Consider the following 25,125-nt stretch of genomic DNA (forward strand, 5'->3'; position numbering starts at 1 on the left):
ATTACTTTGCGGGGGGCCCCGAAAGGCAAGATCGAATGATCTTAAACCGAATGGGCAAACAACTCACACTTTACGTAAGTTTCGTATCTAGTTTTCAGGGTGCAAGCCACCTTGAGTAAAAGAGCATAGGATGTTTCCTGGCAGAAGCATCGTCAGTATGCTCACTATAGTTTTGCTAATGCTAACGCAAAACAATCGTTTGGTGATGATGGCGGAGGGGATCCACGCGTTCCCATCTCGAACACGACCGTTAAGCCCTCCAGCGTCAATGGTACTTGAACCGAAGGGTTCTGGGAGAGTAGAACGTTGCCAAGCAACCAAAAGAGTCCTTTGAAGAGAAATCCTCATTGGACTTTTTTTGCTTTATCTGCAGTTATCTTATTACCACTGATAATATAAAAGAAGCGTCAAGCCCGTAAGCAAGGCGACGCTCCGTGTTAATAGTATTTTATTCGGTAGTAGACTCTTATTGTTTAAATTTGTTACCGAGAAGGTCCGTATCACCTTGATAAATACTGCGAACGACCCGGAAAGCGAGCTTGGGTTTGCGGTATTCATTCACGAGCCCTTTGTTGTTAAAGCTCCGTGCGCGGTCGCGGAAGTTGGTTTTGGCGCTAGATAGGTCAGCCCTAACATCCGCAAATTGCCATACATAAGTACCTGAAATGGCAGGATCGTCTCTGAAAATGAGCAGCGCTTGCTCCAGAACAAAAGCTTGATAATCCTCACTGAATAGTCGAGGCTCCCAACCTTCGTCGCCGTAGATGCCGGCACCTCCGAATTCAGTCATCAGAACAGGCGTATGCTCAGCGCCGTATTCCTTACAGCGTTCATGGAACTTCATGAGGAGAGGCTTAAATTGATCTACGCTTCCCTCATACCAACCGCAGTATTTATTAATCCCAATGACATCGAAAAGGCCAAGGCATATATCCTCAAGCGGGTGCATGGTAGCGTAAGCAATAGGCCGTGAGAGGTCTTTGCTGCGCACAAGATCAATCATTTGAACGGAAAGATCGTAAGCCTCTTGGGATTTCGTGTCGATCTCATTATGAACGGACCAGAATATAATGGATGGATGATGCATGTCGCGGTCGACCATCTCCCCCATCATGGTAAGCGCACGTTCGATAAAGATGGGTTGAGCCGTAACTTCCTTAGGCATATGTGCGCCCCAAATCGGAATCTCGCTCCAGAATACGATGCCGCGCTCATCCAATAGATCGATCCAATATTTGCTCTGAGGGTAATGGGAGCCGCGGACAGTGTTGCATCCTAGATTTTGAATAATGTCCAGATCCTTGGTCATCAGTTTGTTTGGAAATGCAAAGCCCCATTCAGGGTGCTCTTCGTGACGATTGACGCCTTGCAGATATAGCGCTTCTCCATTAAGCCAAATTTGTTTATGCTTGGTTTCAATCGTACGGAAACCGATTCGATCTATAAGGTCATCTTTGCCTGTTGTGACACGAATCGTATACAGCTCCGGCTTACCGATATGCCAGCGGCGAACATCTGTCCATGATTGTGTCAGGACGATTTCTTTGACTGCATGAGAGTCAAGTGTAACTTGTTCGGCATGAATCGCCTCTCCGTCAACTTCAATCTTTACAGGGACTGTAACAGGATCTGCAGCAAATGACCGCAGCTTAATCGTAAATTGAATGTCTGCACTGTGATCTCCCGTCATTTCATACTTCATATTCAGCCGCTCAATGTGGACCTCTTCTAAACGCTGCACCTCTACTGGGCGGATTATACCGCCGTAGTGAAACCAATCAACAGGATCGATGGGTATAGTCGTTTGATCCAGTGTGCTGTCGGTACGAAGGATTAACTCATGAAGTCCGGCATTTTGATCGAGAAGCTTGAATTCGAACGGTGTATATCCGCCAAAATGCCTCCCTAAAAGGATGCCGTCCCAGTACACATCGGCAAACCCAAGCACAGCATGGAAGATCAGTCGAAGGTGTTCTTTATTCTCGCAGCGTACATATGTTCGATACCAGGCAGCGCCTTCATACTCAAACTTGCCGAGTTCGTTATTCCAACATGCGGGTACAGGCATCTGGTCATACTCGGAGGGGAACGATTCGAACCAACGCTCCTGAACTCCATGATCTAGAGGATCCAATTTGAAATCCCATAGCTTATTCAACAGTTGTGTAGAACGCAATACATGTTCATCAAAAGTACGTATCATTTGGAGCCATCCCTTTTGTATAGTTTTTTTGGAAAAATCGCTTATAATGGGAAGAGTGTATCATTCGAAAGTAGGTTTAACAATGAAAGAAACAATGTATTTATTTATCAAAAACGATGGTGATAGTTAGGTGGAATAACTGTGAGCTATACATGCGATCAATTGATACCGCATATTCATTGGGCACTTTCCAAGCCTCCGATTCCGGGATGGAAGGATATTCGGCAAAATACGTTTGGGCATACTTTGTATTGGATTCATGACGGAGTTGGTATTTTTAGCACAGATTCATCTGATTTTCGTGTAGAGAGCGGTACTTTATTGTATTTGCACCCCGGTATGGAGCTGTTCATGGAATCGGATGAGCATGTCCCTTTACGAATGACTATGCTTCTATTTGAATGCGCTCAATATCAAATCAGTGCTGATGGCAATTGGGAAGTATTACAAGTAGATCAGCTTGAGCTTCCTTTTGTTCAGCGTTTTAGTAGTCATAAAACGAAGGAGCTGGGTAAGATTTTTTTAGAGGCTGAGATGTGTTGGGTTCCAGGAAATGCAGCGAAAGAAACAAAAGCTAAGGCACTTTTGCTGGAGCTCCTAGCTGATTTCCATGGCGACGCGCTTAAAGAAAGCCGGGTAAGTGGAGAGGAGGGAAATGTAAGGGAAGCTTTGATAAAAGTAAAGGATTATATCGAACAATATTACCATACGAATTTACAGGTCGGGGATTTAGGGAAGCGGTTTATGATTTCGGAGGCATACCTTCGAAAAAGCTTCTCAGAGGCTTTCGGCTGCAGCCCCAAAGCATACTTAACAAGAATTCGTACGCAGCACGCTATGCGTTATCTCAGTTACACGGACGACTCGGTTTCGAATATTGCAAAGGTTTGTGGTTATGCGGATGTGTACCATTTTAGCAAAGCATTTAAAAAAAGCTGCGGGATGTCGCCTCTTGATTATCGGAAATGTGGCATGGAGGATGCGGGTCGAAGCTGAGAGTGTGTATGATTAAAAAAAGAGATGCACCGCGCTTCAAGAAGCGGCAGCGCATCATTTTAGTTTAATTCAAGTATTTAGAGCCTTCAGGCAGAACGGTGTCTTTATCGACTGCGATAATACCAATACCGCCAGGCAGGAAAGCAACCCTTGTATCATCGTCAATATTGATATAATGTCCAGGTACATAGATACCATGTACATTGGTTTGAATAAAGCCTTCTTTGTAAATGTACATCGGAGCTTCAGTATCATCTGTTGTTGCGGCGCTAACGACACTGGGAACTAACAAGCTTGAGCAAGTAAGTAATAAGGCTAGCTTTGTTTTCAGAGCTTTCATGCTGTATCACTCTCCTGACTGATATTGATGAATACGTACATTTCATACATATGTAATTTCATACAAAAATATTAATCCACAGCATCGTTATGGGCATATAAGTTGTGAGGGGGGTACGAGGAAGTGTATAGTAAAGCGCTAAAAAAAGAAGAAAACATACGGTGTGTAGTGAAACTGATTGACAAATACATCTGTAATATCTATAATTACAGTAAACCGGTTGGATGGTTTATTAATTTTTAACTAAACTGTAATGATAGTGATATCAGTTAATGGGTTTTAACTCAATTATGATAAGGTGGTGTTACACGATGAATGTAGGAATTGGTGATTGGGTCAGAGGTAGAACAGAGGCGGGAGAGCTTATCTACGGTTATGTGGAGTCCGTTGATCTATATCAAGGGATTGCTGAAGTTTATGTTATGGGCTCAGATCATGAAGAAGTGGTAGGTAAACGGATCGCATTACCTAGACACATGCTTCGTGAAATGCCGGTGAATACTTTTGATACGGAACAACCTATTAAGCAATTAATTGACGTAGCTCTGTTCAGCGGGGATGAAGCATGGTTTATGGAATTGACCGAGAAGCTAGTGTCCATTCAGAAATCTGCAAATGCTCGTCAAAGCGATATTTCCAACCTTAATATGAAACCTAACAACCGATTTGGTTTGTCGGGTTTGAAGTGAAGACCGGGAGCATTTCTCGGTTTTTTTGTTTGTTATGAATAAGGATAATGCTACAGAATTGGGGGAAAATGTTCTTATTCTTACAGAAAGTAGAGTGGGCTCAGTATGGAACAAAAATTCGTCAAGGAAACCAGATGTATCAAAATATCAAGGGTTTTTCCTCCTGATGTCAATAACCATAATACGATGTTCGGGGGAAAGTTAATGTCCCAAATCGATGACATAGCATCTATATCTGCCTCCAAGCTTTGTAGGGTGACTGCTGTAACCGCTTCTACGGATTCGGTGGATTTTTTGCGTCCTATCCGTCCAACGGACAGTGTCTCGCTTGAGTCTTTTGTCACTTGGACGGGAAAAACATCGATGGAGGTCTTCGTCAAAGTTATTACAGAGAATTTGCGTACGGGTAAAAGAGATATCGCCGCAACTTCATTTTTGACTTTTGTAGGTCTCGATGAAACGAATATGCCTGTTCCTGTACCCCGGGTTATTCCGGAAACGGAAGAAGAGAAGAAGCTGTATGAAACGGCAAGCCATCGCTCGGAGATGAGACGAACCAGGAGAGAAGCAAGTAAAAAGTTTGCAGATTTTTTGCTAACCAAGTACCCGTGGGAATAGGCTTTCGATTTTGATCAAGTAGGGGGAAATGCTATAATGGAGGGATTCAAGCTTAAGGTGTGATGATGATGAATTCCTTTGATGAACAGTTAGAAAAGTACGCCAAGTTAGTGGTTAAAGTAGGCGTTAATTTGCAGCCAGGCCAGGATTTGATCGTGGAAGCTCCTCTTGAGAATATATCGTTTGCTCGTCTCATTGTAAAAAAGGCGTATGAAGCAGGTGCTAAATTCGTGCAAGTGCAGTGGATCGACGAATGGATCACCCGCAGCAGATTTGAGTGCGCTCAGGACGAGTCATTTGATTACTATCCGGAGTGGTACGCGCTAATGTTGGAGAGGTTTGTTGAGAACGGCGGAGCGCTGATCCACATTAAAGTACCTGATCCGGAATTGTACCGCGGTATACCTGCGGAGAAAGTATCCAGAGCGAACAAAGCAATGGCTATAGCGAGGAAGAAGTACCAGCAATACGCGAGAACCCACAGCTTTAGCTGGTGTTTGATAAAAGCGCCGACACAGGCTTGGGCAAATACCGTATTTGCCGACCTTCCCGAAGAAAAGCGTGTAGCTGCGATGTGGGACTCGATTTTTCAATTTAACCGTATCCATGAAGAGGATCCTGTCACTGCGTGGAAGCAGCATATTGGGCGCTTGAAGCAGGTACAGCAGATTTTGAATGAAAAGAAATATAAGAGGCTTCATTATAAAGCCCCAGGAACGGATGTAACGGTGGAGCTGCCGGAGGAGCATGTTTGGTTGGGCGGAGATGAATCAAATGCGAGAGGGAACAGATTTGTAGCCAATATGCCGACGGAAGAGGTCTTCACCATGCCTCATAGAACGGGAGTCAATGGTAAGGTAACCAGTACCATGCCCCTTAATATTAATGGATTGCTGGTTGATCGGTTTTCGTTTACTTTCAGGGAGGGTAGGATTGTCGATTATTCTGCGGAGGTAGGTGCGGATCATCTGGCAGCACTGCTGGAAAGCGATGAGGGAAGCCGGTATTTGGGTGAAATCGCACTTGTACCGCATGATTCCCCGATTTCCAATGCCCGAAGGATTTTCTACAATATCGGGATTGATGAGAATGCCTCCTGCCACATGGCGATAGGCAGTTCTTATCCGGTCAATCTGAAAAACGGAACGAAGCTGAGCCGGGATGAGCTGCTGGAGAAAGGCGGCAACACGAGCTTGACCCATGTCGATTTTATGATCGGAAGCGCTGAGCTAGATATCGATGGAGAGCTCTACAATGGTGAAGTAGAACCTATTTTTCGCAAGGGCAATTGGGCAATTGAAGCATTACGATGATGGAGGCAAAGGCTGCCGCAGTTCTAGATCAACTCTAGTACACTGCGACAGCCTTTGTTTGTTAACGGCTAAGTATACGATGACGCTGTTTATCTTTGTACATTTCCTTGTCAGCCAGTTCGATTAGCTCTTCAGAAGTAATGTTTATGCCTGAGTGAAACGAGTATAACCCATAACTAACGGCTAATTTATATGGCTTTATGCGGGTGTTATTGATCCTTCCTAGCTCTTGCCTCACATGATCCATGAAAATGTGGCTGTCTGTCTCTGTTTGATGCAGAATGACGATAAATTCGTCTCCGCCATAGCGGAAGATATAATCGCCGCCGTTCAATCGGGAGCTAATGACATGGCAGGTTCGTTTGATCATATCATCGCCCTCTGCATGCCCGAATTGATCATTTACCTTTTTCAGGTTGTTGATATCAATGAAGCATAATGTAAATCGGATGTACTTATCCCTTGCTTTAACCAGCTGTGATTGGAGTAGCTCCATGCCTCGTCTGCGGTTGATTACACCGGTCAAAGGATCTACCGAAGCATGCACCTGCAGCTTGCTCTCTAATTTTTTCAATTCTGTAATGTCCGTCACCGCGGTTAATAACAGCAAATCATTATCATATTCTAATAACTCAAAATTGACCATCGCCCATTTGGCTTTTACAGCTGAGAGGCGGAGCTCGATGTTTCGATTATGGATGGATCCATTTGTTTGTAGTTCAGCAATAATCTGCTCTTTATTCTCATGACAGTAGGATACAGCTTCGCTGCGAATCACGGGGGAACCTTTTCCAAGTTCATAGAAATCGTACGCTTTATCATTGATCTGTAAAATCCGGTCATCTTTCAGACGCGTCAGAACCAGCGGAAAAGGGTTCACCGCAAACAGCTTGCGAAAATGCTCCTCACTGGCTTGGAGCTTTCTATTTGAAATGAAGTCTTTCTTACTGAAGCGGTAAAAAAAGAAAGCAATGAAAAATGCGATAAACGCAGTTGCTGTCGTATTGATTTGTTTGGACACGAGCGAATAACGGTCTGGGCTGACCATTGTGAGTAATATAAGAAAAATGACATGATTGCAGACCACGATAGGCAGGAATCGACTTGGTTGGATGGGAAGGACGATGGCAACACCGATTAAAATAATCACGTAGGTATCAATATTACCCGTTAGGCTCTGACTGTTCACAGACCCGAGAACGCCTACACCGATATATAAGGCAGCATAAGTATGGATAATCCCGACTGGTAAGCGCGAACCGGGAGTTTTAAGTCTTTTTTTAAATTTATATGCTATCACTAAGTACAGGACCGACATAAGAAAGCTGAAAGCGTGACCGATGTAAAGCCCGGTTTTAAAGCTGCTTATTTCAACAGAATTAAATTGTACTAGATCAGCGTAGAGAAGATAAGGAAAGAAAAGCAGCACGAGCACTGCAACGATTTTTAGACGGAATAGCAGCTGTTGATGATGCGAATGGGTAAAAAGCGCATGATGATCTGTTTCCATATACGTTCTTGGCAAGATAGGCAATGCAATCAAACCCTTTTTAGTAGTTATGTCGTATTTTATCATAAAAAGTCTGATTATAGGCTTGTTTGGTCGGTTGATGTGTATTTTTCAACAGAAATTTGCAAAGTAACATGCTATAATTTTTTGGAAGAATACTAGTTTGCAAGAAGTTAATTTTTCCATGGGGGCATGGTATGAAAAGAAGTTTACAATTATTTATATTTGTATGGGTTCTGATCGGTTTCAGCGTAAGCCAAAGTAACGGTGTCAAAGCGAATGGAATCGAGCACCCAGTGAAAGTGGTGGCTTCTTCAAGCTCGGGCGATGGTACGACGCTCATCCTCAGCGACCAGCATCGTGTATGGTCATGGGGAGATTCACAGCGATTAGGTCTGGGTGGAGAATACGGCGCGCCTTCGCCAACACTCGTCCATTTTTATGATGGCGATGGCAATGAGGTTTTGGAGCCTATCGTGGATATTGGCACTGGGGAGGAGCATTCAGCGGCACTAAGCCAAACTGGATATGTCTGAACATGGGGCGAGAACTTCAGCTCTATGCTGGGCGATGGCACAACCTATGAGAGATACGCTCCTGTGCAGGTGATCAGCTCGGAAACGAATACACCACTTGCCAGTATTACGAAGATTGCGGTCGGCGATTATCACACGCTGGCACTACGAAGTGACGGGACTGTGTGGTCATGGGGAGCGGGGACTAGCGGGCAATTAGGAAATGCCATGTCTTCGAACCAAGCCAAGGCCGTGCAAGTGAAGCTTCAGGACAGTACACCTTTAGAAGATGTAGTTGAGGTTGCAGCCGGTCAGTCTTTCTCCATCGCTTTAACGGATGATGGGAAAGTGTATACTTGGGGCCACAATTATTTCGGCAAGCTGGGTCAGGGGGACAATGATTATAATAAATCTGTCAACTATGCCGTTCAAATTGCAGGTCCCGGTATCAATGATCATGTTGTTCAACATATTTATACGAATTCCGCTTCGGACAGCGCCTTTTATACGGTTTCGGGTGCCGTATACGGTTGGGGAGGCAATACAGATGGTCAATTAGGTAATGGCGATTATGTAGATTATGTGCATGGCGAGGCACCGGTCTCCACTCCGATCGAAATTGAAACCTTCCGGGATAAACATGTTCTCAACATTGTCTCCGGAGATCAGCATACACTAGTGCTGACAGACGATCATCATGTGTGGGGAATGGGAACGGACAGCTATGGAGAGCTGCTTCATTATTCTTCTGCTTATGATGCCAATGTTTATCAGGTCTTTACTCCTGTTGAGCTGGATTCGTCCTTAACGGATATTACTGCAATTGGAGCAGGGAATTCAAGTTCATTCGCTATCAGATCCGACGGAGTGCTGCTTTCTTTCGGCAATAACAGAAAATGGCAGCTTGGTCTTCCCAAACAGACCATTCACGATGCAGATCTTGATGAGAAGGACGACTACACCTTGAATAATTATGTGGATGAAGACGAAGACGGTGTGGATGACGACTATCCCTATCAAGCGATCAAACCTTTAGCTGCTTTTGAACTTGTCGATCAGTCTTCAGAGATTTCGGGAACAGCGATGATACAAGGAACCAATTTGCCAATGGGGAATGTGAAAATGACGTTAAGCAGCTCAGTCTATGGTGGGTTATATGCTTATACGGACGAGTATGGACAATTTCATTTTCCGCATGTTCTGCCAGGTGATCACACACTTCAAATCGATAATTCTTATAACACATACTATTCAATGACGAATGAAGATGAGGTTATGGTCGTATCTGCGCCTACATCCGATATAGAGTTAACTGTTACAGCTAACTGGATTCCTAGCAATCTGCAGTTCACGGATTCTAATGAAGAGATGGGTTACATTGCAGGTACACTTTCATGGAATATGCCCATTTATCCACTGGACAGCGCTATATACCAGGCGGTATTTATAGATCATAACGGTAATTCATTGGGGGAAATTGGCACAAGTGAGATTGCTCCTTTTATCAATATTAGTGATAAAGTTGTTCCATCCGGAGCAGAGTCTATCCGATTGTTTGTACAGTCTGATAGCAGTTACTCTCTGATCTGCCGTTCCTCTTACTGCGATACAGGATTGGTGATACCGCTGATTGATGCGGCCACTGACGAGGGCAGTGGAGATGGAGCGTCAGATCCTGCGGAGCCTGCTGTACAAGAGCTATCCTTCTTCGATATGGATCTTGATGCCAACCAGGTAAGAGGAACTATCACGTGGACCCCTCTCGAGGATGAGTCGGATATTTTAAAATATGCCGTTTATTGGAAGGATTTCTTAGGATCGAAGATAGGCTCAGCCATAAGTGAAGTTGATAAAACCAATCATATGCTTCAAATCGATGCAAACACATCGGTACCCGCCGGTGCCGTAAAAATTGCTGTATATGCCGTGGATAGCACGGATCATGAGATTGGAATGACGGAAATAATGCTTGAAGACTCAGATCGAGATAACCCGGATGCTTATCGGCTTCAGCTGTATAAGTGGCTGAATCCGGATATGCATAGATGGAGTATAGATGACACAGCAGCAATCATTAACGGGCAATCCGTAGATATTACCGACGACGGACAGTTTCTGCGTGATGATGTCGAGGAATTACTCCAATTGATTCAACCCTTGTCAATTCATTCCTCCTAAAAGGTTTCATTGCTAGATGCAACGGCAATTCGTTACAATAGAGAGTGCAAAATCGAATCGATTCTGCACTCTCTTTATTTGTTTGGCGAAAGGAGAAGGAACAGGCGATGTCCATGCAACGGCAAGACGGAATATTTCCATCCGTATGTTCACTAGATTGCCCGGATCAATGCGGGCTGCTTGTCCATAAATCAGAAGGTAAAATTGTTAAAATCGAAGGCGACCCGAATCATCCGGTTACACAGGGAGCTATCTGCAATAAAGTTAGAAATATGACCGAACGAATCTATGACCCGAAGCGCCTCACTCATCCGTTAAAGAGAATAGGCAAAAAAGGTGAGAACCGATTCGAAAAGATTAGCTGGGATGAGGCAATTAACACCATCACTTTCAATTGGAAAAACTTAATCAAGGAATTTGGAGCAGAAGCTATTCTCCCTTACAGCTTTTACGGTAATATGGGCCGTATTGGCACAGAAGGTATGGACCGCAGATTTTTCCATCGAATGGGAGCAAGCCGTTTGCTGTACACTATCTGTCAATCAGCGGGGACGGAAGGCTATAGCTATACGATGGGCGGCAGCTACGGAATCGACCCGGAGGAGACAGTTCACTCCAAGCTGATCATCATGTGGGGAATTAATGCCGTCAGCACGAACATGCATCAAGTCGTGCTGGCTGAGAAGGCGCGGAAGAACGGTGCCACGATTATCGTGATAGATGTTCACAAGAATCAGACCGGTCGCTGGGCGGATTGGTTTATTCCGGTGCTGCCCGGCACGGACGCGGCGCTGGCGCTGGGCATCATGCATATTTTATTTGCCGAGAATATGGTAGATCGGGCATTCCTTGAGCAGTATACCGTAGGAGCGGAGGAACTCGAGGAACATGTGCGTCAATATGACCCTGAAAGCGTATCAGCAATCACAGGTGTCCCTGCAGAAGATATGTATCGTCTGGCAAGGCTGTATGGTCAAGCCTCGCCGTCGTTTATTCGAATTGGAAATGGACCGCAGCATCACGATAATGGCGGTATGTGCGTACGTACCATTGCTTGCTTGCCTGCTCTGACGGGAGCTTGGCTCCAGAAGGGAGGAGGGGCCATTAAAGGAAACGGCTCCTACCTGGATACGAACACGGCTGCGCTTCAAAGGCCGGACCTGCTCACGCAGGATACTCGCCGCATTAATATGAATTTGCTTGGCGGTGCATTACTCGAGCTCGATCCGCCGATACGATCTTTATATGTGTATAATTCCAATCCTGCTTTAGTAGCTCCGCATGCGAATAAAGTTAGAGAGGGACTGGCGCGCGAAGATCTGTTTACGGTTGTACATGACCTGTTTCTAACAGAGACGGCACAGTATGCGGATATCGTGCTGCCCGCTACTTCATCCTTCGAAAACACGGACCTGTACCGATCCTATTGGCATCATTATATGCAAATCCAGCAGCCGGTTATTGCCCCTTACGGCGAGAGCAAATCGAATGTGGAAGTGTTCCGCTTACTTGCGGAAGCAATGGGGTATGAGGAACAAGCGCTGCAGGATAGCGAGGAGGAGATGATCCGGCAGACACTTGACCATTCGGCGAATCCGTTCATCCAAGGAATAACATATGAGCAGCTTGCCGAAAAACAGTTCCTGAAAGCGGCCGTGAAGCCGTTATTTCCGGGCAAACTGCGGACACCCAGCGGCAAGATCGAGCTGTACTCGTCTTTGATGGCAAGTAGAGGCTACGCTCCACTGCCAACTTATGTGCCGCTGCCGAAGGATGGCGAGCTGCCGTTCTTGTTCGTTCCTGCGCCGAATCATAACTTCCTGAACTCGACATTCTCCAATAACGGTAAGCATGTTCGGATGGAAAAGGCCCCCAAGCTGTATATGCATAAGGACGACGCGAGTCCTCTGGGCATTGAGACTGGAGCCCCTGTGAGAGTATGGAATGAACGCGGGGAGTGCGTGCTAGTAGCAATGGTCGGCGAGGATGTGCTGCCAGGAGTGGTAGTTAGCCAAGGGCTTTGGGCCGATTCCGATTCTGCAGATGGAAATCCTTTGGTCAATGCGCTGACGCCGGACCGGATTGCCGATATGGGCGGTGGGGCGACTTTCTTCTCGGGCCGTGTTAGCGTGGAGAAGAAGTGAACATAAAAGAAGCGGAGCCGCAATGGCTCCGCTTCGCTTTTACCTATTTTATCGATTATCTACTTTCTCCGGATACATATCATGACTCATCAATCGATGCTCAGCCATAGCTTCATATTTCGTGCCAGGCTTCCCGTAGTTACAGTAAGGATCGATGGAAATTCCACCGCGAGGTGTGAATTTGCCCCATACTTCAATGTACCAAGGGTCCATGAGATCAATCAAATCATTCATAATAATATTCACACAATCTTCGTGAAAATCGCCGTGGTTCCGGAAGCTAAACAGATACAGCTTGAGCGACTTGCTCTCCACCATTTTTACATTCGGAATATAGGAGATGTACAAGGTGGCAAAGTCCGGCTGTCCGGTCATGGGACACAAGGTTGTGAATTCAGGACAATTAAACTTTACGAAATAAGCCCGATTCGGATGCTTGTTATCAAAGGTTTCGAGTACACCGGGCGTGTAATCAAACAAATACTTGGTGCCTTGGTTACCGAGAAGTGTAATGTCTTTTAATTCTTCGCTGCTTCTTCCTGCCGTCATGTCATTTCACCTTTTCAATAGTTTTTTATAGAGGGAGTTTACGAACCTCTTTAATCGTTTACTATCGAACTATATCACAGCTGGAGTGGAATTGCATTAATCCATTTAAGATTGGAATTTATAGGAGGTCATCTTGCCGCTTCAACCGCCTATAGAGATAGAAGCTGACGATTGAGCAAAAGAGTGCGCATGAACCGATGAACACATAGCCGGCTTGTAGTCCGATGACTAGGCCCGTTTCTCCACTGTATACGCTGGTAAAATAGGTTCTGAAGCCATCCGTAATAGCTCCAACAAGGAAATTGCCGACCACGCTAGCGATTCCCATCATGGTAACGGTAAAGGTGATCGCCATATCGCTGTTCTTGCGGTATCGCTTTGCGAGAACAGCCATGACTGTCGGGTAGATCGGTGCGATACCGACTCCGGCAAGCGCGAATAGGAAGGCGCCTGACGGCCCGGCTGCGATAGCCACTAAAGAGCATAGGCCAGAGAAGGCTGAAAACCATACAAGCGAAAGAATAAAGCCGATTTTATCCGTCAGTGATCCAAGTACCAGCCTGGCAAAAGTGAAGCAGAGGAAGAATAAAGACAGCATCCCGGATGCTTTTGGTAAGTCCCATTGATACGCTTTTTCCAGAAAATTGACCAGCCAACTGCCGATGGAGAGCTCGGATATGACACCGAAGGATAAGATGACGACGATCAACCAAGCTATCGGATCACGTACAAAGGTACGTAAGGAAGCCTGTTCATGACTGTCCGTTTCCTCGACCGGAAATCGTGCTAATAGGGAAGGAATCATGGGCAGAAGCGATAGGGCAAGCATGAATACGTACATTCCGCGCCACCCGAGCACATCCCCCTGCCAAGGAGCCCCCATAAGTACGGAAGCGAGAATAGGCGCTGCGATTGAGCTTAGTCCGTAGAAAAAATGAGATAGATTCATCATCATCCCTGTGTTTTTTATAAAAATTTTGGCGCCTAGTATCGCTAGTGCGATTTCCAGCATGCCATTGCCGATATACATGAAGAAATAGGATGCACTGAAGCTGAGAAAATGAGAGGAGTAGGCGATCAAAACTCCTGATAACACCATAGAGCCGAATGCAAGCAAGCACGTTAGCTTTAACCCTAATTTACGGCTGAGAATTCCGGTAAAACTGCAGGCAAGCAAGTAGCCTAATGAATTAAATGAGAGCAATGTGCCGATCTGAAACTCATCAAGCTTGAAATCCTGTTGAATCTTTGGAATAGCGGGACCCTTGATATTCTCAGAAAAACCGAAAACAAGGAAACCGACAAAGACAACAAGGAGCAAATACAAGTAGTTCTTTTTGTTGGACAAAGCAGCTTGCACAGGTTCCATCAGCTAAGCCTCCACGGTAAAAAAGAGTATAAATCTCAAGTGATTATATAAGCAGCGAGTCAGAATAGCAATTGACGTTTAGAGAATATTAGTGGTAAAATAAGGAATGGAAACCGGTTTCCGCATTCAGGTATGACGTTGTTTCCTCCGATAGCTGCATTCTGCACGATCAGTCTTGACAACCGGTAGAGAAACAGTCCTATTTGTGGAAACGTTTGCACTTTAGTGTGGAAAGGATGGTGAATTCCTAGCATTTGCGATGAAATCTAGTAATCTAGCAATCTAGCAAGTATATATGAAGGAGGTTCGTATGAACAAGTCTTTAGTTCGATTTCCAAAATGGTTCACTTTGCTGCTTTGCTTTACGATCGTTTTAGGGGGGATGGTATCATTCTCGGGTAAGAGTCAGGCCGCCAAGCTGGGCTTTGATGAAAATGATACGATTTATCAAATTATGGTCGACCGGTTTAATGATGGAGACCCCTCTAATAATGCAACAGGAAGCGCCATTCGTTACGGCGAAACCTCAGACGAAGATTTCCGTTACATGAAGGGCGGAGACTGGCAAGGAGTTATTGATAAATTATCCTATATTAAAAACATGGGCTATACTGCAATTTGGATTTCTCCTGTTGCCGAGCCCCAGATGACCAACCGCGATAACAACGGCACTGGTAAGAATACTGCTTATCATGGCTACAACGTCAAGGATCCTAATAAAGCCAATCCGTACTTCGGTACGAAAGAAAAGCTCAAAGAGCTGGTGGACAAAGCACATGAGCAAGGAATTAAAGTCATTATCGACGTTGTTCCAAATCATGTAGGCGACTTCTTGCTTGGTTCTAACAATTATTATGATCGTGCTGACCTGCAGCCTGCTGCACCATTCAACAACCCAGCCTGGTATCACCATAATGGAGATATTAACTTTAGCTCCATTGACGGCAACTACACGCAAGCTGCGCAGGATTATTTGGAAAATCATGATCTTGGCGGTTTGGACGATATTGATCACGACAACCCGGCTGCGAAACAAGCGATTTTCGATTCGATCAAATATTGGTTCGATTATACGGGAGCCGATGCGGCCCGCGTTGATGCGGCTAAGTTGATTCGTCCGTCTGTCATTCATGAGCTGGAGCAGTATGTAGGTATTAATAGCTTTGGGGAGAACTTCGATGGTAACGCTGAATTTGTCTCCCGATGGGTAGGCAGTAATGGAGAATGGGGGATGCTGGACTTCCCATTATTCTTCTCCGTATTGAACAGCTTCGCCTATGGACAATCCTTTGAAGCGAACTTGAAAAATACATTTGCTCAAGACTACCGTTATAACGGCAGCGAGAATCACATGGTTACCTTCATCGATAACCACGACCGCAACAGATTCCTTACAGAAGCGGGAGGCAATGTGCAAAAGCTGCAAAATGCTTTGGCCTTCATCTTTACCGCTCGCGGAGTACCGGTCGTCTTCCAAGGGACCGAACAGAACAAAGGAAACGGCAACGGACAAATTATGACTGGCGGCATTGCAGATACTTGGAACCGTTGGAGTATGATCAAACGCGACAGCAGCGGGAATGTGCTGGAAAACTATTTTAATGAAAATACGAATACGTACCAATTTGTAGCAAAATTAAATCAAATCCGCCAAAGTTACGCAGCGCTTCGCACCGGCAAGCAGCGTGAAATGTGGGCTTCCGCTAACTTATACGCAATGTCCCGCCGCATTGATTCCGGCTCTAACCAGGGGCAAGAAGTAATTGGCGTGTTTAGTAATGCCGGCAGTACGCAAACCCAGACGATACCTTTGCGCGTGGAAAGCTCGCTAACGGTAGGCACTGTCCTTAAGAATCAATTGAATTTGAACGACACAGTTACTGTACAGAGCGGCGGAGTAACAGGCAAACAAATTACCGTGACGATCGATGGGAACTCTTCCAAGATCTATGCGCCTCCAATCGTAAGCAATGATACGCAACCACCGAGCACACCTACAGGTGTTGCGGCGCAAGCACCTTCTGCCGGTTCCGTGCAAGTAAGCTGGACGGCATCCACAGATAACGTTGGTGTGACAGGTTACGAAGTGTACCGTGACGGCACCAAGGTGGCTACTACTGCTGCAACCTCTTATACGGACAGTACAGGAGTTCAGCCAAACACTACTTATTCCTACACAGTGAAGGCATTGGATGCCGCAGGCAACGCTTCCGCTCTTAGCGCCGCTGCCTTGGTTACAACTCCTCAGGGGAATAGCGCCACTATCTATTATAAGCAAGGATTTACGACACCTTATATACACTACCGTCCTGTAGGCGGTACATGGACGACAGCACCAGGTGTACTGATGCCCGCAGCTGAAATCAGCGGCTATAACAAAATCACGATCTCCCTGGGCGCCGCCACTCAATTGGAAGCCGTATTCAATAACGGCAGCGGCACATGGGATAACAATAACAGCAATAACTACATGTTCCCTTCCGGTGTATCGACCTTCCAAGCGGGAACCATAACACCTGGCGCTCCTGCCGGACAGGATACACAGGCTCCTACTGTGCCTGCCGGTTTGACTGCAGCAGCTGGGTCCTCTACATCAGCTGCGCTATCCTGGACAGCAGCTACGGACAATGTGGGCGTTACCGGCTATGATGTATACCGAGACGGAGTCAAGGTTGCTTCCTCCACTGGAGTGAGTTACACCGATACAGCGCTTCAGCCGAACACGACATACACTTACACGGTTAGCGCATACGATGCTGCCGGCAACAAGTCGGCGCAAAGCCAAGCCGTACAGGTGACGACACCGGAAGCGCCTGCTGGCCAAACCGTGACGGTTTATTACAAAACAGGATTCACAACGCCTTACATGCACTACAAAATTGATGGAGCATCTACATGGACGACATCACCAGGGGTTGCCATGCAATCCTCCGAATATCCGGGCTACAGCAAGCTGACGATAGATGTAGGCACGGCTGCAGGCCTGACGGCTGCGTTCAATAACGGCAGCAATACCTGGGATAACAACAACGGTCAAAATTATCATTTTAACACCGGTACATCCACACTCATTAATGGAACTGTTCAATCGGGAGTTCCGCAGCCGGATAGTGTGACGTTTAAGGTGACAGTTCCAGCCAATACTCCATCCGGTGCTTCCATTTATTTGGCAGGGTCACTTAATAGCTGGAACGCCGCAGACCCATCTTACAAGCTGACCAAGAATACGGATGGGACCTTCAGCATTACACTTCCGATTTCTGCAGGAACTGCTATGCAATATAAATTTACCAAGGGTGCATGGACTTCCGTAGAGACCAATGCAAACGGCAGTGATATTGCCAACCGCTCGCTTACTACAAGCGGTGGCGCACAGACGGTTACCATTACCGTTCAGCGCTGGAAGGATCAATAATAAATAATAAAATCAGCCACTCTCATCAGCTTGAAGCAGCTGAATGCAGAGTGGCTGTATGTTTATAACCTTATCTTTTTCTTCGTGTAGATTCACGAATGGTCAGCTGAGGAAGCATAAGCCGGTTCTCACACTTATGCTCCATGCCGTGAATGCGCTGCATCAACATAGTTGCGGCCGCAACGCCTAGCTCGAACGTATCGATGTTCAAAGATGTAAGCGGAGGCGATGTGTACGGGGCAAGCGGGTATTGATCGAAAGTCGCAAGTCCGACCTGCTGCGGCACTTGAACGCCTCTGGCATGAATCGCTTTGAGTGCGCCGAAGGCGGTGTAGTTGTTCATGCATACAACGGCATCGGGCGGGGAGGAAGCTCCAGCAAGTCCTGCATCAGCTTGCAGCCGGTTTCCACATTGGAGTATCCGGGCTGCATATAGCTGTCCACGACCGACATGCTGTGATTCAAGAGAGCCTTTTTATACCCCGAGATCCGATTGCTCCATATTGGTTCACCGGACTCTCCACCGAGAAAGGCGATCCGCCGGTAGCCTTGAAAGATCAGATGCTCGGTAAGAAGCTCGGCGCCTTTATGGTTGTCGATATCCACCCAGCTCATTTCGCTGTAGCCAGGAAGCTCACCTATCGCCAAGAAAGGGAATTGCACTTGATTAAAGGACTCCGCCAGCTGTGGGGTAAGCAGGGACGTATCCAGAATGAAGCCGTCCACCCTCTTATTGAGAACAAACCTGTTCATAAGAAGCTCATGATCATGATTGTTCATATTACACAGTGTCAGCTCGTACCCTTGAGGTCCGATGACGCTTTCAACACCGCCAATGATATTGTAAAAGAACTGATTGAGAAAGTCGTCCCTTCTGGACATATCGACGAGAAGTCCGATATTAAAGCTGCTCTTGCGGGCAAGCTGTGTGGCAATGCTGCTGGGGGTATAGTTCATATCGCTCATTACCTGCCGGACACGACGCTTTGTTGCAAGCGATATGCTCGGCGCGTCGTTGAGCACCTTAGATACGGTTGATTTGGCAACGCCGGCCGCTTTGGCAATATCATTAATCGTTACTTTCATAAAGCATATCTCCGTTTCTCATGAACTTCTCCTATTCTACCACATTCCTTAAAAACTGCGTATGCTGTCTAGGTTCGTAGATAGTATAATTAAAGAGAAATACGCCGTACCCGACAGAATTGCCAAAGAGCTTCAGGATTCGATCGTAGAAATTCGGATGCTTCCGGTGTCGGCTGTAATTTCCAAATTCAACCGATTTGTTAGGGATCTTGCAAGACAATCCGGCAAAATGGTACGCATCGACATTTCAGGTGACGATAGCACTATCGATAAAACGCTTGTAGAAGCCCTGTCCGACCCGCTCATTTACCTTGTGCGCAACGCGATTGATCATTTGCAGGGCAGAATTTTGATATCGAGCTCCCATGCTGCTGAAGGAGCAGATGTATCCGATCGTAGAGCTTAGCGATTGTCTGAAAGAGACTGCATCTAGTAATGAATCAGCTGAAGGAATCGACCAAGCCTATATGGTCATCCTGAAGAGCGGCATCAGCTTGAAGGTAGACGCATTGATCGGCCAGCAGGAAGTGGTCATTAAACCGCTGGATGCTTGCTTCCGCCATTTGAATTTCCTCTCCTGTGCTTCGATACTGGGTGACGGCTCGGTACTGCTGATTCTGAACAGCTACGCCATTCAGGCACAAAAACAATTGGTGGCTAGGTAAGAGATGTAATTACGACAGCATGTCAAACACAGCGATCACGGCAGCAAAAACTTCGGCTTTCCCCGGTCTGCTTTCCTGATTATAATGATAGTTGTGATTATGAGGGGCGGAGGTTATGTTTCTTGAAAGCATATATGGAATTACTGCAAGACATTCTAGATAACGGCACACGCAAGGAAGACCGGACAGGAACAGGGACGCTCTCGGTTTTTGGCAGGCAGATGAGATTTGACTTGTCGAAAGGGTTTCCGCTTGTGACGACCAAACGGGTACCGTTCCGGCTTATTGCCAGTGAGCTGCTATGGTTTATTAAGGGAGATACCAATATTCGGTATCTGCTGCAGCATAATAATAACATTTGGAATGAATGGGCGTTCAAGCGCTGGGTAGAAAGCACTGATTATCAAGGACCGGATATGAGTAACTTCGGTCTTCGCTCGCAGCAGGATGAAGAGTTCGCGCGGCAGTATGAGCAGCAGATGGATAGCTTCAAGCAGCGGGTGCTGGATGATGAGGAGTTTGCAAAGCAATACGGCGAGCTTGGGAACGTGTACGGCAAGCAGTGGAGAGACTGGACGACGGCTCAAGGCGGTACGATCGATCAGCTGAAGGATGCTATCCACACGATCAAGACGAACCCGGATTCGCGGCGGATTATCGTATCGGCCTGGAATCCGGAGGACGTTCCGACTATGGCGCTGCCGCCGTGCCATACGCTGTTTCAATTTTATGTAGCAGAAGGCAAGCTCTCCTGCCAATTGTATCAGCGCAGCGGAGATACCTTCCTGGGTATTCCTTTCAATATTGCCAGCTACGCGCTCCTGACTCATTTGATTGCGCATGAATGTGGACTGGCTGTAGGGGATTTTGTGCATACCATAGGAGACGCGCACATTTACACCAATCATTTGGAGCAAATACAGACACAGCTTGGACGCGAGCCGCGGGAGCTGCCAACGCTCAAGCTAAATGAGCAAGTCGCCTCTATGTTTGATTTTGAGGTTAGCGATATGGAGCTGATTGGCTATGATCCGCATCCGTCGATCAAAGCGCCGGTTGCTGTGTAAATATTGAATTTCGGACAACAGGGGGAATTGTAATGAGTCTTTCATTTATCTTCGCCATGGACCGCAACGGCGCCATCGGAAAAGACAATAAGCTTCCTTGGCATTTACCTGCAGATCTGCAATTTTTCAAACGTGTTACGATGGGCCATACCATCTTGATGGGTCGCAAAACCTACGAGTCCATTGGCAAGCCGCTGCCTGGCCGCAAGAACGTGATTCTCACGCAAAACCGAGAGTTTCAAGCTGAAGGCTGCGCCATCGTGCACACCGTTCAAGAAGTGAAGGAACAGTGGAAGGATGAGGACCTGTACGTCATCGGGGGCGCAGAAATTTTTCGCTTGCTGCTTGCAGACGCAGATCGGATGTACATCACCTACATCAATCATGAGTTTGAAGCGGATTCCTATTTCACGGAGTTCGATTTGTCGGAGTGGAGCCTTGTGTCCGAGGAGCAAGGAGAGCGCAACGAGAAAAATCCCTACGAGTACTATTTCCGAATCTATGAGAGAAAGAAGGCGTAAACGATGAAGTATTTCGCAGTCCTGCTGCCTATGAAGGATGAGGAGCTGAGCAAGGAGCATCGACCGGCCCATCTCGAGTACTTGGAACAGCGCAGAAGCGAAGGGAAAATATTCGCCAACGGACGATTCGTGGACGGCTGGGGAGGCCTTGTGATCTACAAGGCGGAGAGTTTAGAAGAAGCGAAGCAGCTGGCCGCTGAAGATCCTTTTGTTAAGTTAGGAGCCCGTGATTGCCAAGTGCATGAATGGGATATTGTGATTAGCTAGTAACAGTAACCGTCATAGAAAAGAAGCCCTGATGACTCCGAAAATGGAGCTTTCAGGGCTTCTTCTTTTACATACATGTAAGCAATCACGTTCAATTTCCAATCGTTACGCGCGTTTTCTAATCAGAGATACGATCAACGATAGCGCGCCAAGCACGACTGCTGCAATGGATAGGTAGAAGGAAGTATTGGAGGAGGAACCTGCTGCTGCCTGTTCTGCTCCTGCATCAGCGGAGTGGCTATGGGCATCAGCGGCTGCGCCGGCTGGCTTAGCATTCACCGTAGTTACGGATGCGGGCTTATCTGAGCCTGCCGCACCGACCCATTCAACAACGCTTCCATCTTGATAGGTCTGGTAAGCTTTCCAAATAATTTGTGTAGCGTTATCAGCCACTTTACCCTGCATGTTAAACTCGCCGAATTCAGTCTTGGATAACCCTTCGCCGGTAGCTGTCCAGGTTACACCTGTGATTTTACCGGATTCATCCTTAGCGATTTCGTATTTCCAGCCGGCTTTAGGCTCAAAACGTGAGATGGACACGGAATCTACTGGAAATTTAACCTCAATCTTGGTAGTCGGTACATCCTTCTCAGTCGGAACGCGTACAGTGAATTTTTCATAAGTGCCCTGTGTGGAAGTAGTCGGGTATACGACCACATGCGCGCTGGCGATTCCGGCCAGCAGAACGGAGCAAACGAGTAGAACGGAGAGTTGGAGCATAATTTTTCTTAACACTTCGGTATAACCCCTTTCAAAATTCATCTACTTTTCATGATGTCCATGTTACCTGAAAATCAAGCAAAGCAGTATGACTCGAGTGGGCTATTTTCACTGCTACTTTTGTCTGTTTCGTGTCAGTCCGAATTTTACGGCAAAGGCAGTCAGTTGAACTCGGTTTTCTAGCTGAAGCTTATCCAAAATGTTTTTCATATGATTTTTCACCGTATGCTCGGAAATTAGCAGCTTCTCGGCAATCTGCCGGTTGTTGTCCCCAGCCGCCACATAGGCCGCAATTTCCTGCTCTCTGGAGGTTAACATGCCCGGATGAGGACCGTCTGCCGCAGAAGGAGAGGGGAACGGAAGCGATGAAACAGCTTGTCCGCCATTTGCCGGGCCACATCGGAATTCTCATCGAGCAGCGCGCAGAGGTAGGTCAGCCACTCATCGGGGTCCATGTTCTTCAGCAGATAGCCTTGGGCGCCGAATTGCAAAGCGGTGAAGAGGTCGGCGACATCGTCGGATACGGTCAGCATCACCACCCGAATGTGGCGATGTAACTGCTTGATGCGCCGGGTAGCCTCCAGCCCGTTGACAGGTGCCATATGAATGTCCATCAACACGACATCGGGCCTGACCTCTTCGCAAAGAAGAATGGCTTCTTCGCCGCTGTCAGCTTCGCCCACGATATAGAAGCGGGAGTCCTCTTCCAGCATGCTTCGTACGGCTTTGCGAGCAAGTGGATGGTCGTCCACAATCAGGATGCGGTATAAAGGGTGTTCACTCACAGCTCATTCCTCCTTTCTTCAGCATAAGCCAATAGCTCTGTACCTGGCCCATTTTCAGCAGAACGTACTTCCAGCACGGCTCCCAACTCCCCTGCACGCTTCCTCATAAGCTCGATGCCGTATTTTTTTCGCCCAGCTTTTTGCTCACTCAGCCCGCATCCGTTGTCACGAATATGGAGCCTCCAACCTATCGGGGAGGCTGTAAACACAAGGGACGCTTCAGTGGCCATGGAGTGTTTGCGGATATTGGTGAAAGCCTCCTGAATGATGCCGAAGAGCTGCATCTCTTCTCCTGAATGGAAGCTTTGTTCAGCGATTTCGATCTGCTCCTGCAGTTGAACGCCTGTGACGGCCTGCCAATCCAGCAGCCACTTATGAAGCCGTGAGGGGAAAGAGGAAGCTTCCTCCGGAGGTGTTCGCAGATTAAAGATGGCCTGCCGCAGCGAATTGTCGATTTCGGACACTGCTGCCTTAGCCTCTTCCAGACTGCCTTGCTTCAACTTTACATTTAAAAAGAAGAGAGTCTGAGCCAGGTCGTCATGCAGTTCCCGTGCCAAGCGTTCACGTTCCTCGTATACGGCTCGGCGTGCCTCCCCGGCAGCTAATTTGACATTAATGCGCCCAATACTCTCAAACATCCAAGATGCAAAGAAGTAAGATAGAACTAGGGTAATGCCCGTAATGACCCAATTGCCTGCTTTCATGGATAAATAGTTTAACAAAAATTCATGCCGCAGGTATTCGAATCCGCCTATAATGATTACGGGAAGCAGAATGGTTAGCAGCTTTAAAGTTCGGAGAGACAACGTTTAGCACCGCCTTTTATTGTTGATTGGAATGTATGATGCTTTATATTGGGCTATCTTAGTTCATTCTCCTACTATAATAATATAAACGTTAGATTTCTTCACAAAAAACAAGCGGGAGCGCTTCTCAAACCCACCTCCTTGTGCTACATTATTATTGATTCGTAACACGATGGAAAAGATTAGGGGTGCAGCTCGTATGGAACGATTATTTCAACGTAAACGCAACTGGGCAGGCTATGCAGGATTTGTCATCCTTCTTCATATTCTTGGCATCATCGGTTTATTCAGTGTGGCGAAAAGCCATCCGGCCTTTTGGGGGATCGGCCTCTTGGCATACACGCTTGGGATGCGCCATGCCTTTGATGTGGACCACATCGCTGCGATTGATAATACGGTTCGCAAGCTTGTGCAGCAGAAGAAGAATCCGCTTGGGGTCGGATTTTATTTTTCCTTGGGCCATTCGTCAGTCGTCTTCTTAATGGCCATAGCAACAGCCATTTCCGTCCAGTGGGCACAGCGGGAACTGCCGTGGATGGCAGACCTGGGCGGTATCATCGGCGCTTCCGTGTCAGGCTGCTTTCTTGTCGTAATCGGTATCTTAAATCTGATCATACTGGGAAATTTGTTTCAGTTGTTCCGCAAGTTCCGCAGCGGAGCACACAACGAAGATGAATTTGAGAAAGTATTGGAGTCTCGCGGCTTCATTACTCGTATGATCAAACCGTTCTTTTCATTTATAAGCAAGAGCTGGCATGTATATCCGCTCGGGTTTCTATTCGGTCTGGGCTTTGATACGGCGAGTGAAATCGCGCTTCTGGCTATCTCCGCGAACGCGGCGAAGGAAGCGATTCCGTTCTTCGGTATCCTATCACTGCCGCTGCTGTTTGCAGCAGGTATGAGTCTGTTTGACACAGCTGATGGCATGTTGATGACCAGAGCATATCAATGGGCATTTACTTCGCCGGTTCGCAAGCTCTACTATAACTTGACCGTAACACTTCTTGCCGTTATTGCAGCATTGATTATCGGCGTTGTGGAGCTGGGGCAGGTGTTTTCCGAGCAAGCCGGACTTCAGGGCGGGTTCTGGACATGGCTGCAGGAGCTTGATTTTGGCACACTGGGCTATATACTGGTTGGATTGTTTCTGCTTGCTTGGGGAGTTTCTGTTACTATTTGGAAACGAATGCGAATTGAAGAGCGGTGGAGCGCTAAGGTATAATAAGGGAGGTAGCGGTGCGGCTGTAGCTGCGCGCTATCTTTTTTTTGTGTTGGTGAACAATGGAATATGAATATTTTATAAAGGAGATTATAGAAAAAAGGATTTTAGCGAAATTCGTTGAATGTTAGTTTTGGAATTAGGATACTT

At 46.7% G+C, this 25,125-nt stretch carries 23 protein-coding genes, 1 rRNA gene, 1 pseudogene and 1 riboswitch; of the genes and pseudogenes, 15 read left to right on the forward strand and 10 right to left on the reverse strand.

Annotation, left to right across the window (positions count from 1 at the left end):
- The first annotated feature begins 198 nt into the window (after nucleotides 1-198).
- Nucleotides 199-315 (forward strand): 5S ribosomal RNA (gene rrf / locus L0M14_RS04235).
- 151 nt (nucleotides 316-466) lie between these two features.
- On the opposite strand, the gene L0M14_RS04240 is transcribed toward rrf, so the two are convergent.
- Entirely contained in the window at nucleotides 467-2,203 is a 1,737-nt protein-coding gene (locus L0M14_RS04240; protein ID WP_235120987.1) for a glycoside hydrolase family 2 protein, read from the reverse strand.
- Nucleotides 2,204-2,344: 141 nt separating this feature from the next.
- Here L0M14_RS04240 and L0M14_RS04245 point away from each other — a divergent pair, with 141 nt between their 5' ends.
- Nucleotides 2,345-3,199: an AraC family transcriptional regulator gene (locus L0M14_RS04245; protein ID WP_235120988.1), complete on the forward strand. Its 855-nt coding sequence runs from the start codon at nucleotides 2,345-2,347 to the stop codon at nucleotides 3,197-3,199.
- Nucleotides 3,200-3,263: 64 nt separating this feature from the next.
- Here the strand turns inward: L0M14_RS04245 and L0M14_RS04250 are convergent, their stop codons facing one another.
- A complete protein-coding gene (locus L0M14_RS04250) occupies nucleotides 3,264-3,539 on the reverse strand; it encodes a hypothetical protein (RefSeq protein ID WP_235120989.1) in 276 nt (91 codons plus the stop codon).
- 311 nt (nucleotides 3,540-3,850) lie between these two features.
- Between L0M14_RS04250 and L0M14_RS04255 the strand changes: the two genes are divergently transcribed.
- From L0M14_RS04255 to L0M14_RS04265, 3 genes are all read left to right on the forward strand, one after another.
- The gene (locus L0M14_RS04255) at nucleotides 3,851-4,228 is read left to right on the forward strand and encodes an IDEAL domain-containing protein (RefSeq protein ID WP_235120990.1); all 378 of its coding nucleotides are present in this window, start codon (nucleotides 3,851-3,853) and stop codon (nucleotides 4,226-4,228) included.
- Nucleotides 4,229-4,333: 105 nt separating this feature from the next.
- The gene (locus tag L0M14_RS04260) at nucleotides 4,334-4,846 is read left to right on the forward strand and encodes an acyl-CoA thioesterase (protein WP_235120991.1); all 513 of its coding nucleotides are present in this window, start codon (nucleotides 4,334-4,336) and stop codon (nucleotides 4,844-4,846) included.
- A gap of 68 nt (nucleotides 4,847-4,914) precedes the next feature.
- A complete protein-coding gene (locus L0M14_RS04265) occupies nucleotides 4,915-6,159 on the forward strand; it encodes an aminopeptidase (protein ID WP_235120992.1) in 1,245 nt (414 codons plus the stop codon).
- Between the two features lie 61 nt (nucleotides 6,160-6,220).
- Here L0M14_RS04265 and L0M14_RS04270 read toward each other — a convergent pair whose 3' ends face one another.
- Nucleotides 6,221-7,348, reverse strand: a complete 1,128-nt coding sequence (locus L0M14_RS04270) for a sensor domain-containing diguanylate cyclase (RefSeq protein ID WP_235120993.1) — start codon at nucleotides 7,346-7,348, stop codon at nucleotides 6,221-6,223.
- Between the two features lie 518 nt (nucleotides 7,349-7,866).
- Between L0M14_RS04270 and L0M14_RS04275 the strand changes: the two genes are divergently transcribed.
- From L0M14_RS04275 to L0M14_RS04285, 3 genes are all read left to right on the forward strand, one after another.
- On the forward strand, nucleotides 7,867-8,205 hold the full coding sequence (locus tag L0M14_RS04275; RefSeq protein ID WP_235120994.1) for an RCC1 domain-containing protein: 339 nt from the start codon (nucleotides 7,867-7,869) through the stop codon (nucleotides 8,203-8,205).
- 24 nt (nucleotides 8,206-8,229) lie between these two features.
- Nucleotides 8,230-10,362, forward strand: coding sequence for an RCC1 domain-containing protein (locus L0M14_RS04280; RefSeq protein ID WP_235120995.1), 2,133 nt, complete (start codon nucleotides 8,230-8,232; stop codon nucleotides 10,360-10,362).
- Between the two features lie 107 nt (nucleotides 10,363-10,469).
- A complete protein-coding gene (locus L0M14_RS04285; protein WP_235120996.1) occupies nucleotides 10,470-12,506 on the forward strand; it encodes a molybdopterin oxidoreductase family protein in 2,037 nt (678 codons plus the stop codon).
- A gap of 48 nt (nucleotides 12,507-12,554) precedes the next feature.
- On the opposite strand, the gene queF is transcribed toward L0M14_RS04285, so the two are convergent.
- Nucleotides 12,555-13,055, reverse strand: a complete 501-nt coding sequence (gene queF / locus L0M14_RS04290) for a preQ(1) synthase (RefSeq protein ID WP_235120997.1) — start codon at nucleotides 13,053-13,055, stop codon at nucleotides 12,555-12,557.
- 11 nt (nucleotides 13,056-13,066) lie between these two features.
- A riboswitch (PreQ1 riboswitch) is annotated at nucleotides 13,067-13,110 on the reverse strand.
- A gap of 63 nt (nucleotides 13,111-13,173) precedes the next feature.
- Nucleotides 13,174-14,424: an MFS transporter gene (locus L0M14_RS04295; RefSeq protein ID WP_235120998.1), complete on the reverse strand. Its 1,251-nt coding sequence runs from the start codon at nucleotides 14,422-14,424 to the stop codon at nucleotides 13,174-13,176.
- Nucleotides 14,425-14,734: 310 nt separating this feature from the next.
- On the opposite strand from L0M14_RS04295, the gene L0M14_RS04300 reads away from it, so the two are divergent.
- On the forward strand, nucleotides 14,735-17,839 hold the full coding sequence (locus tag L0M14_RS04300; RefSeq protein ID WP_235120999.1) for an alpha-amylase family glycosyl hydrolase: 3,105 nt from the start codon (nucleotides 14,735-14,737) through the stop codon (nucleotides 17,837-17,839).
- 70 nt (nucleotides 17,840-17,909) lie between these two features.
- Here the strand turns inward: L0M14_RS04300 and L0M14_RS04305 are convergent, their stop codons facing one another.
- Together L0M14_RS04305 and L0M14_RS04310 are read right to left on the reverse strand one after the other, a co-directional pair.
- Nucleotides 17,910-18,182 (reverse strand): substrate-binding domain-containing protein, encoded by a 273-nt coding sequence (locus L0M14_RS04305; protein WP_350340490.1) that lies wholly within the window; start codon nucleotides 18,180-18,182, stop codon nucleotides 17,910-17,912.
- The gene (locus tag L0M14_RS04310; protein ID WP_235121000.1) at nucleotides 18,179-18,925 is read right to left on the reverse strand and encodes a LacI family DNA-binding transcriptional regulator; all 747 of its coding nucleotides are present in this window, start codon (nucleotides 18,923-18,925) and stop codon (nucleotides 18,179-18,181) included. The genes L0M14_RS04305 and L0M14_RS04310 overlap by 4 nt, the downstream gene beginning before the upstream one ends.
- A gap of 61 nt (nucleotides 18,926-18,986) precedes the next feature.
- On the opposite strand from L0M14_RS04310, the gene L0M14_RS04315 reads away from it, so the two are divergent.
- The 5 genes from L0M14_RS04315 (at nucleotide 18,987) to L0M14_RS04335 (ending at nucleotide 21,445) form a co-directional block, all read left to right on the forward strand.
- Nucleotides 18,987-19,331, forward strand: a complete 345-nt coding sequence (locus tag L0M14_RS04315; protein ID WP_235121001.1) for a hypothetical protein — start codon at nucleotides 18,987-18,989, stop codon at nucleotides 19,329-19,331.
- Entirely contained in the window at nucleotides 19,309-19,590 is a 282-nt protein-coding gene (locus L0M14_RS04320; RefSeq protein WP_235121002.1) for a chemotaxis protein CheW, read from the forward strand. Before L0M14_RS04315 ends, L0M14_RS04320 begins: the two co-directional genes overlap by 23 nt.
- Nucleotides 19,591-19,724: 134 nt before the next feature.
- Nucleotides 19,725-20,657, forward strand: a complete 933-nt coding sequence (locus tag L0M14_RS04325) for a thymidylate synthase (protein WP_235122811.1) — start codon at nucleotides 19,725-19,727, stop codon at nucleotides 20,655-20,657.
- Nucleotides 20,658-20,689: 32 nt separating this feature from the next.
- Nucleotides 20,690-21,178 carry a dihydrofolate reductase gene (locus L0M14_RS04330; protein ID WP_235121003.1) on the forward strand — a complete coding sequence of 163 codons (489 nt, stop codon included), beginning with the start codon at nucleotides 20,690-20,692 and terminating at the stop codon, nucleotides 21,176-21,178.
- A 3-nt stretch (nucleotides 21,179-21,181) separates the two neighbouring features.
- Nucleotides 21,182-21,445, forward strand: coding sequence for a YciI family protein (locus L0M14_RS04335; protein WP_235121004.1), 264 nt, complete (start codon nucleotides 21,182-21,184; stop codon nucleotides 21,443-21,445).
- A gap of 105 nt (nucleotides 21,446-21,550) precedes the next feature.
- Here the strand turns inward: L0M14_RS04335 and L0M14_RS04340 are convergent, their stop codons facing one another.
- The 3 genes and pseudogenes from L0M14_RS04340 to L0M14_RS04350 form a co-directional block, all read right to left on the reverse strand.
- Entirely contained in the window at nucleotides 21,551-22,165 is a 615-nt protein-coding gene (locus L0M14_RS04340; protein WP_235122812.1) for a YcnI family copper-binding membrane protein, read from the reverse strand.
- A 114-nt stretch (nucleotides 22,166-22,279) separates the two neighbouring features.
- Nucleotides 22,280-22,878: pseudogene (locus tag L0M14_RS04345) on the reverse strand (response regulator).
- A 68-nt stretch (nucleotides 22,879-22,946) separates the two neighbouring features.
- Nucleotides 22,947-23,756, reverse strand: a complete 810-nt coding sequence (locus L0M14_RS04350; RefSeq protein ID WP_235121005.1) for a sensor histidine kinase — start codon at nucleotides 23,754-23,756, stop codon at nucleotides 22,947-22,949.
- A gap of 199 nt (nucleotides 23,757-23,955) precedes the next feature.
- Here L0M14_RS04350 and L0M14_RS04355 point away from each other — a divergent pair, with 199 nt between their 5' ends.
- Nucleotides 23,956-24,978 (forward strand): HoxN/HupN/NixA family nickel/cobalt transporter, encoded by a 1,023-nt coding sequence (locus L0M14_RS04355; protein ID WP_235121006.1) that lies wholly within the window; start codon nucleotides 23,956-23,958, stop codon nucleotides 24,976-24,978.
- Nucleotides 24,979-25,125: the final 147 nt, after the last annotated feature.

Origin of the sequence: Paenibacillus hexagrammi (assembly GCF_021513275.1) — a bacterium.
In the GTDB taxonomy this organism is placed as follows: Bacteria; Bacillota; Bacilli; order Paenibacillales; family NBRC-103111; genus Paenibacillus_E; species Paenibacillus_E hexagrammi.

Coding starts and splice junctions, on each gene's coding strand:
- L0M14_RS04240 (WP_235120987.1), bottom strand. CDS start 2,203: ATGATACGTACTTTTGATGAACATGTATTGCGTTCTACACAACTGTTG.
- L0M14_RS04250 (WP_235120989.1), bottom strand. CDS start 3,539: ATGAAAGCTCTGAAAACAAAGCTAGCCTTATTACTTACTTGCTCAAGC.
- L0M14_RS04255 (WP_235120990.1), top strand. CDS start 3,851: ATGAATGTAGGAATTGGTGATTGGGTCAGAGGTAGAACAGAGGCGGGA.
- L0M14_RS04260 (WP_235120991.1), top strand. CDS start 4,334: ATGGAACAAAAATTCGTCAAGGAAACCAGATGTATCAAAATATCAAGG.
- L0M14_RS04265 (WP_235120992.1), top strand. CDS start 4,915: ATGAATTCCTTTGATGAACAGTTAGAAAAGTACGCCAAGTTAGTGGTT.
- L0M14_RS04275 (WP_235120994.1), top strand. CDS start 7,867: ATGAAAAGAAGTTTACAATTATTTATATTTGTATGGGTTCTGATCGGT.
- L0M14_RS04280 (WP_235120995.1), top strand. CDS start 8,230: ATGCTGGGCGATGGCACAACCTATGAGAGATACGCTCCTGTGCAGGTG.
- L0M14_RS04285 (WP_235120996.1), top strand. CDS start 10,470: ATGTCCATGCAACGGCAAGACGGAATATTTCCATCCGTATGTTCACTA.
- queF (WP_235120997.1), bottom strand. CDS start 13,055: ATGACGGCAGGAAGAAGCAGCGAAGAATTAAAAGACATTACACTTCTC.
- L0M14_RS04295 (WP_235120998.1), bottom strand. CDS start 14,424: ATGGAACCTGTGCAAGCTGCTTTGTCCAACAAAAAGAACTACTTGTAT.
- L0M14_RS04300 (WP_235120999.1), top strand. CDS start 14,735: ATGAACAAGTCTTTAGTTCGATTTCCAAAATGGTTCACTTTGCTGCTT.
- L0M14_RS04305 (WP_350340490.1), bottom strand. CDS start 18,182: ATGAACAACTACACCGCCTTCGGCGCACTCAAAGCGATTCATGCCAGA.
- L0M14_RS04310 (WP_235121000.1), bottom strand. CDS start 18,925: ATGAAAGTAACGATTAATGATATTGCCAAAGCGGCCGGCGTTGCCAAA.
- L0M14_RS04315 (WP_235121001.1), top strand. CDS start 18,987: ATGCTGTCTAGGTTCGTAGATAGTATAATTAAAGAGAAATACGCCGTA.
- L0M14_RS04320 (WP_235121002.1), top strand. CDS start 19,309: ATGTATCCGATCGTAGAGCTTAGCGATTGTCTGAAAGAGACTGCATCT.
- L0M14_RS04325 (WP_235122811.1), top strand. CDS start 19,725: ATGGAATTACTGCAAGACATTCTAGATAACGGCACACGCAAGGAAGAC.
- L0M14_RS04330 (WP_235121003.1), top strand. CDS start 20,690: ATGAGTCTTTCATTTATCTTCGCCATGGACCGCAACGGCGCCATCGGA.
- L0M14_RS04335 (WP_235121004.1), top strand. CDS start 21,182: ATGAAGTATTTCGCAGTCCTGCTGCCTATGAAGGATGAGGAGCTGAGC.
- L0M14_RS04340 (WP_235122812.1), bottom strand. CDS start 22,165: ATGCTCCAACTCTCCGTTCTACTCGTTTGCTCCGTTCTGCTGGCCGGA.
- L0M14_RS04355 (WP_235121006.1), top strand. CDS start 23,956: ATGGAACGATTATTTCAACGTAAACGCAACTGGGCAGGCTATGCAGGA.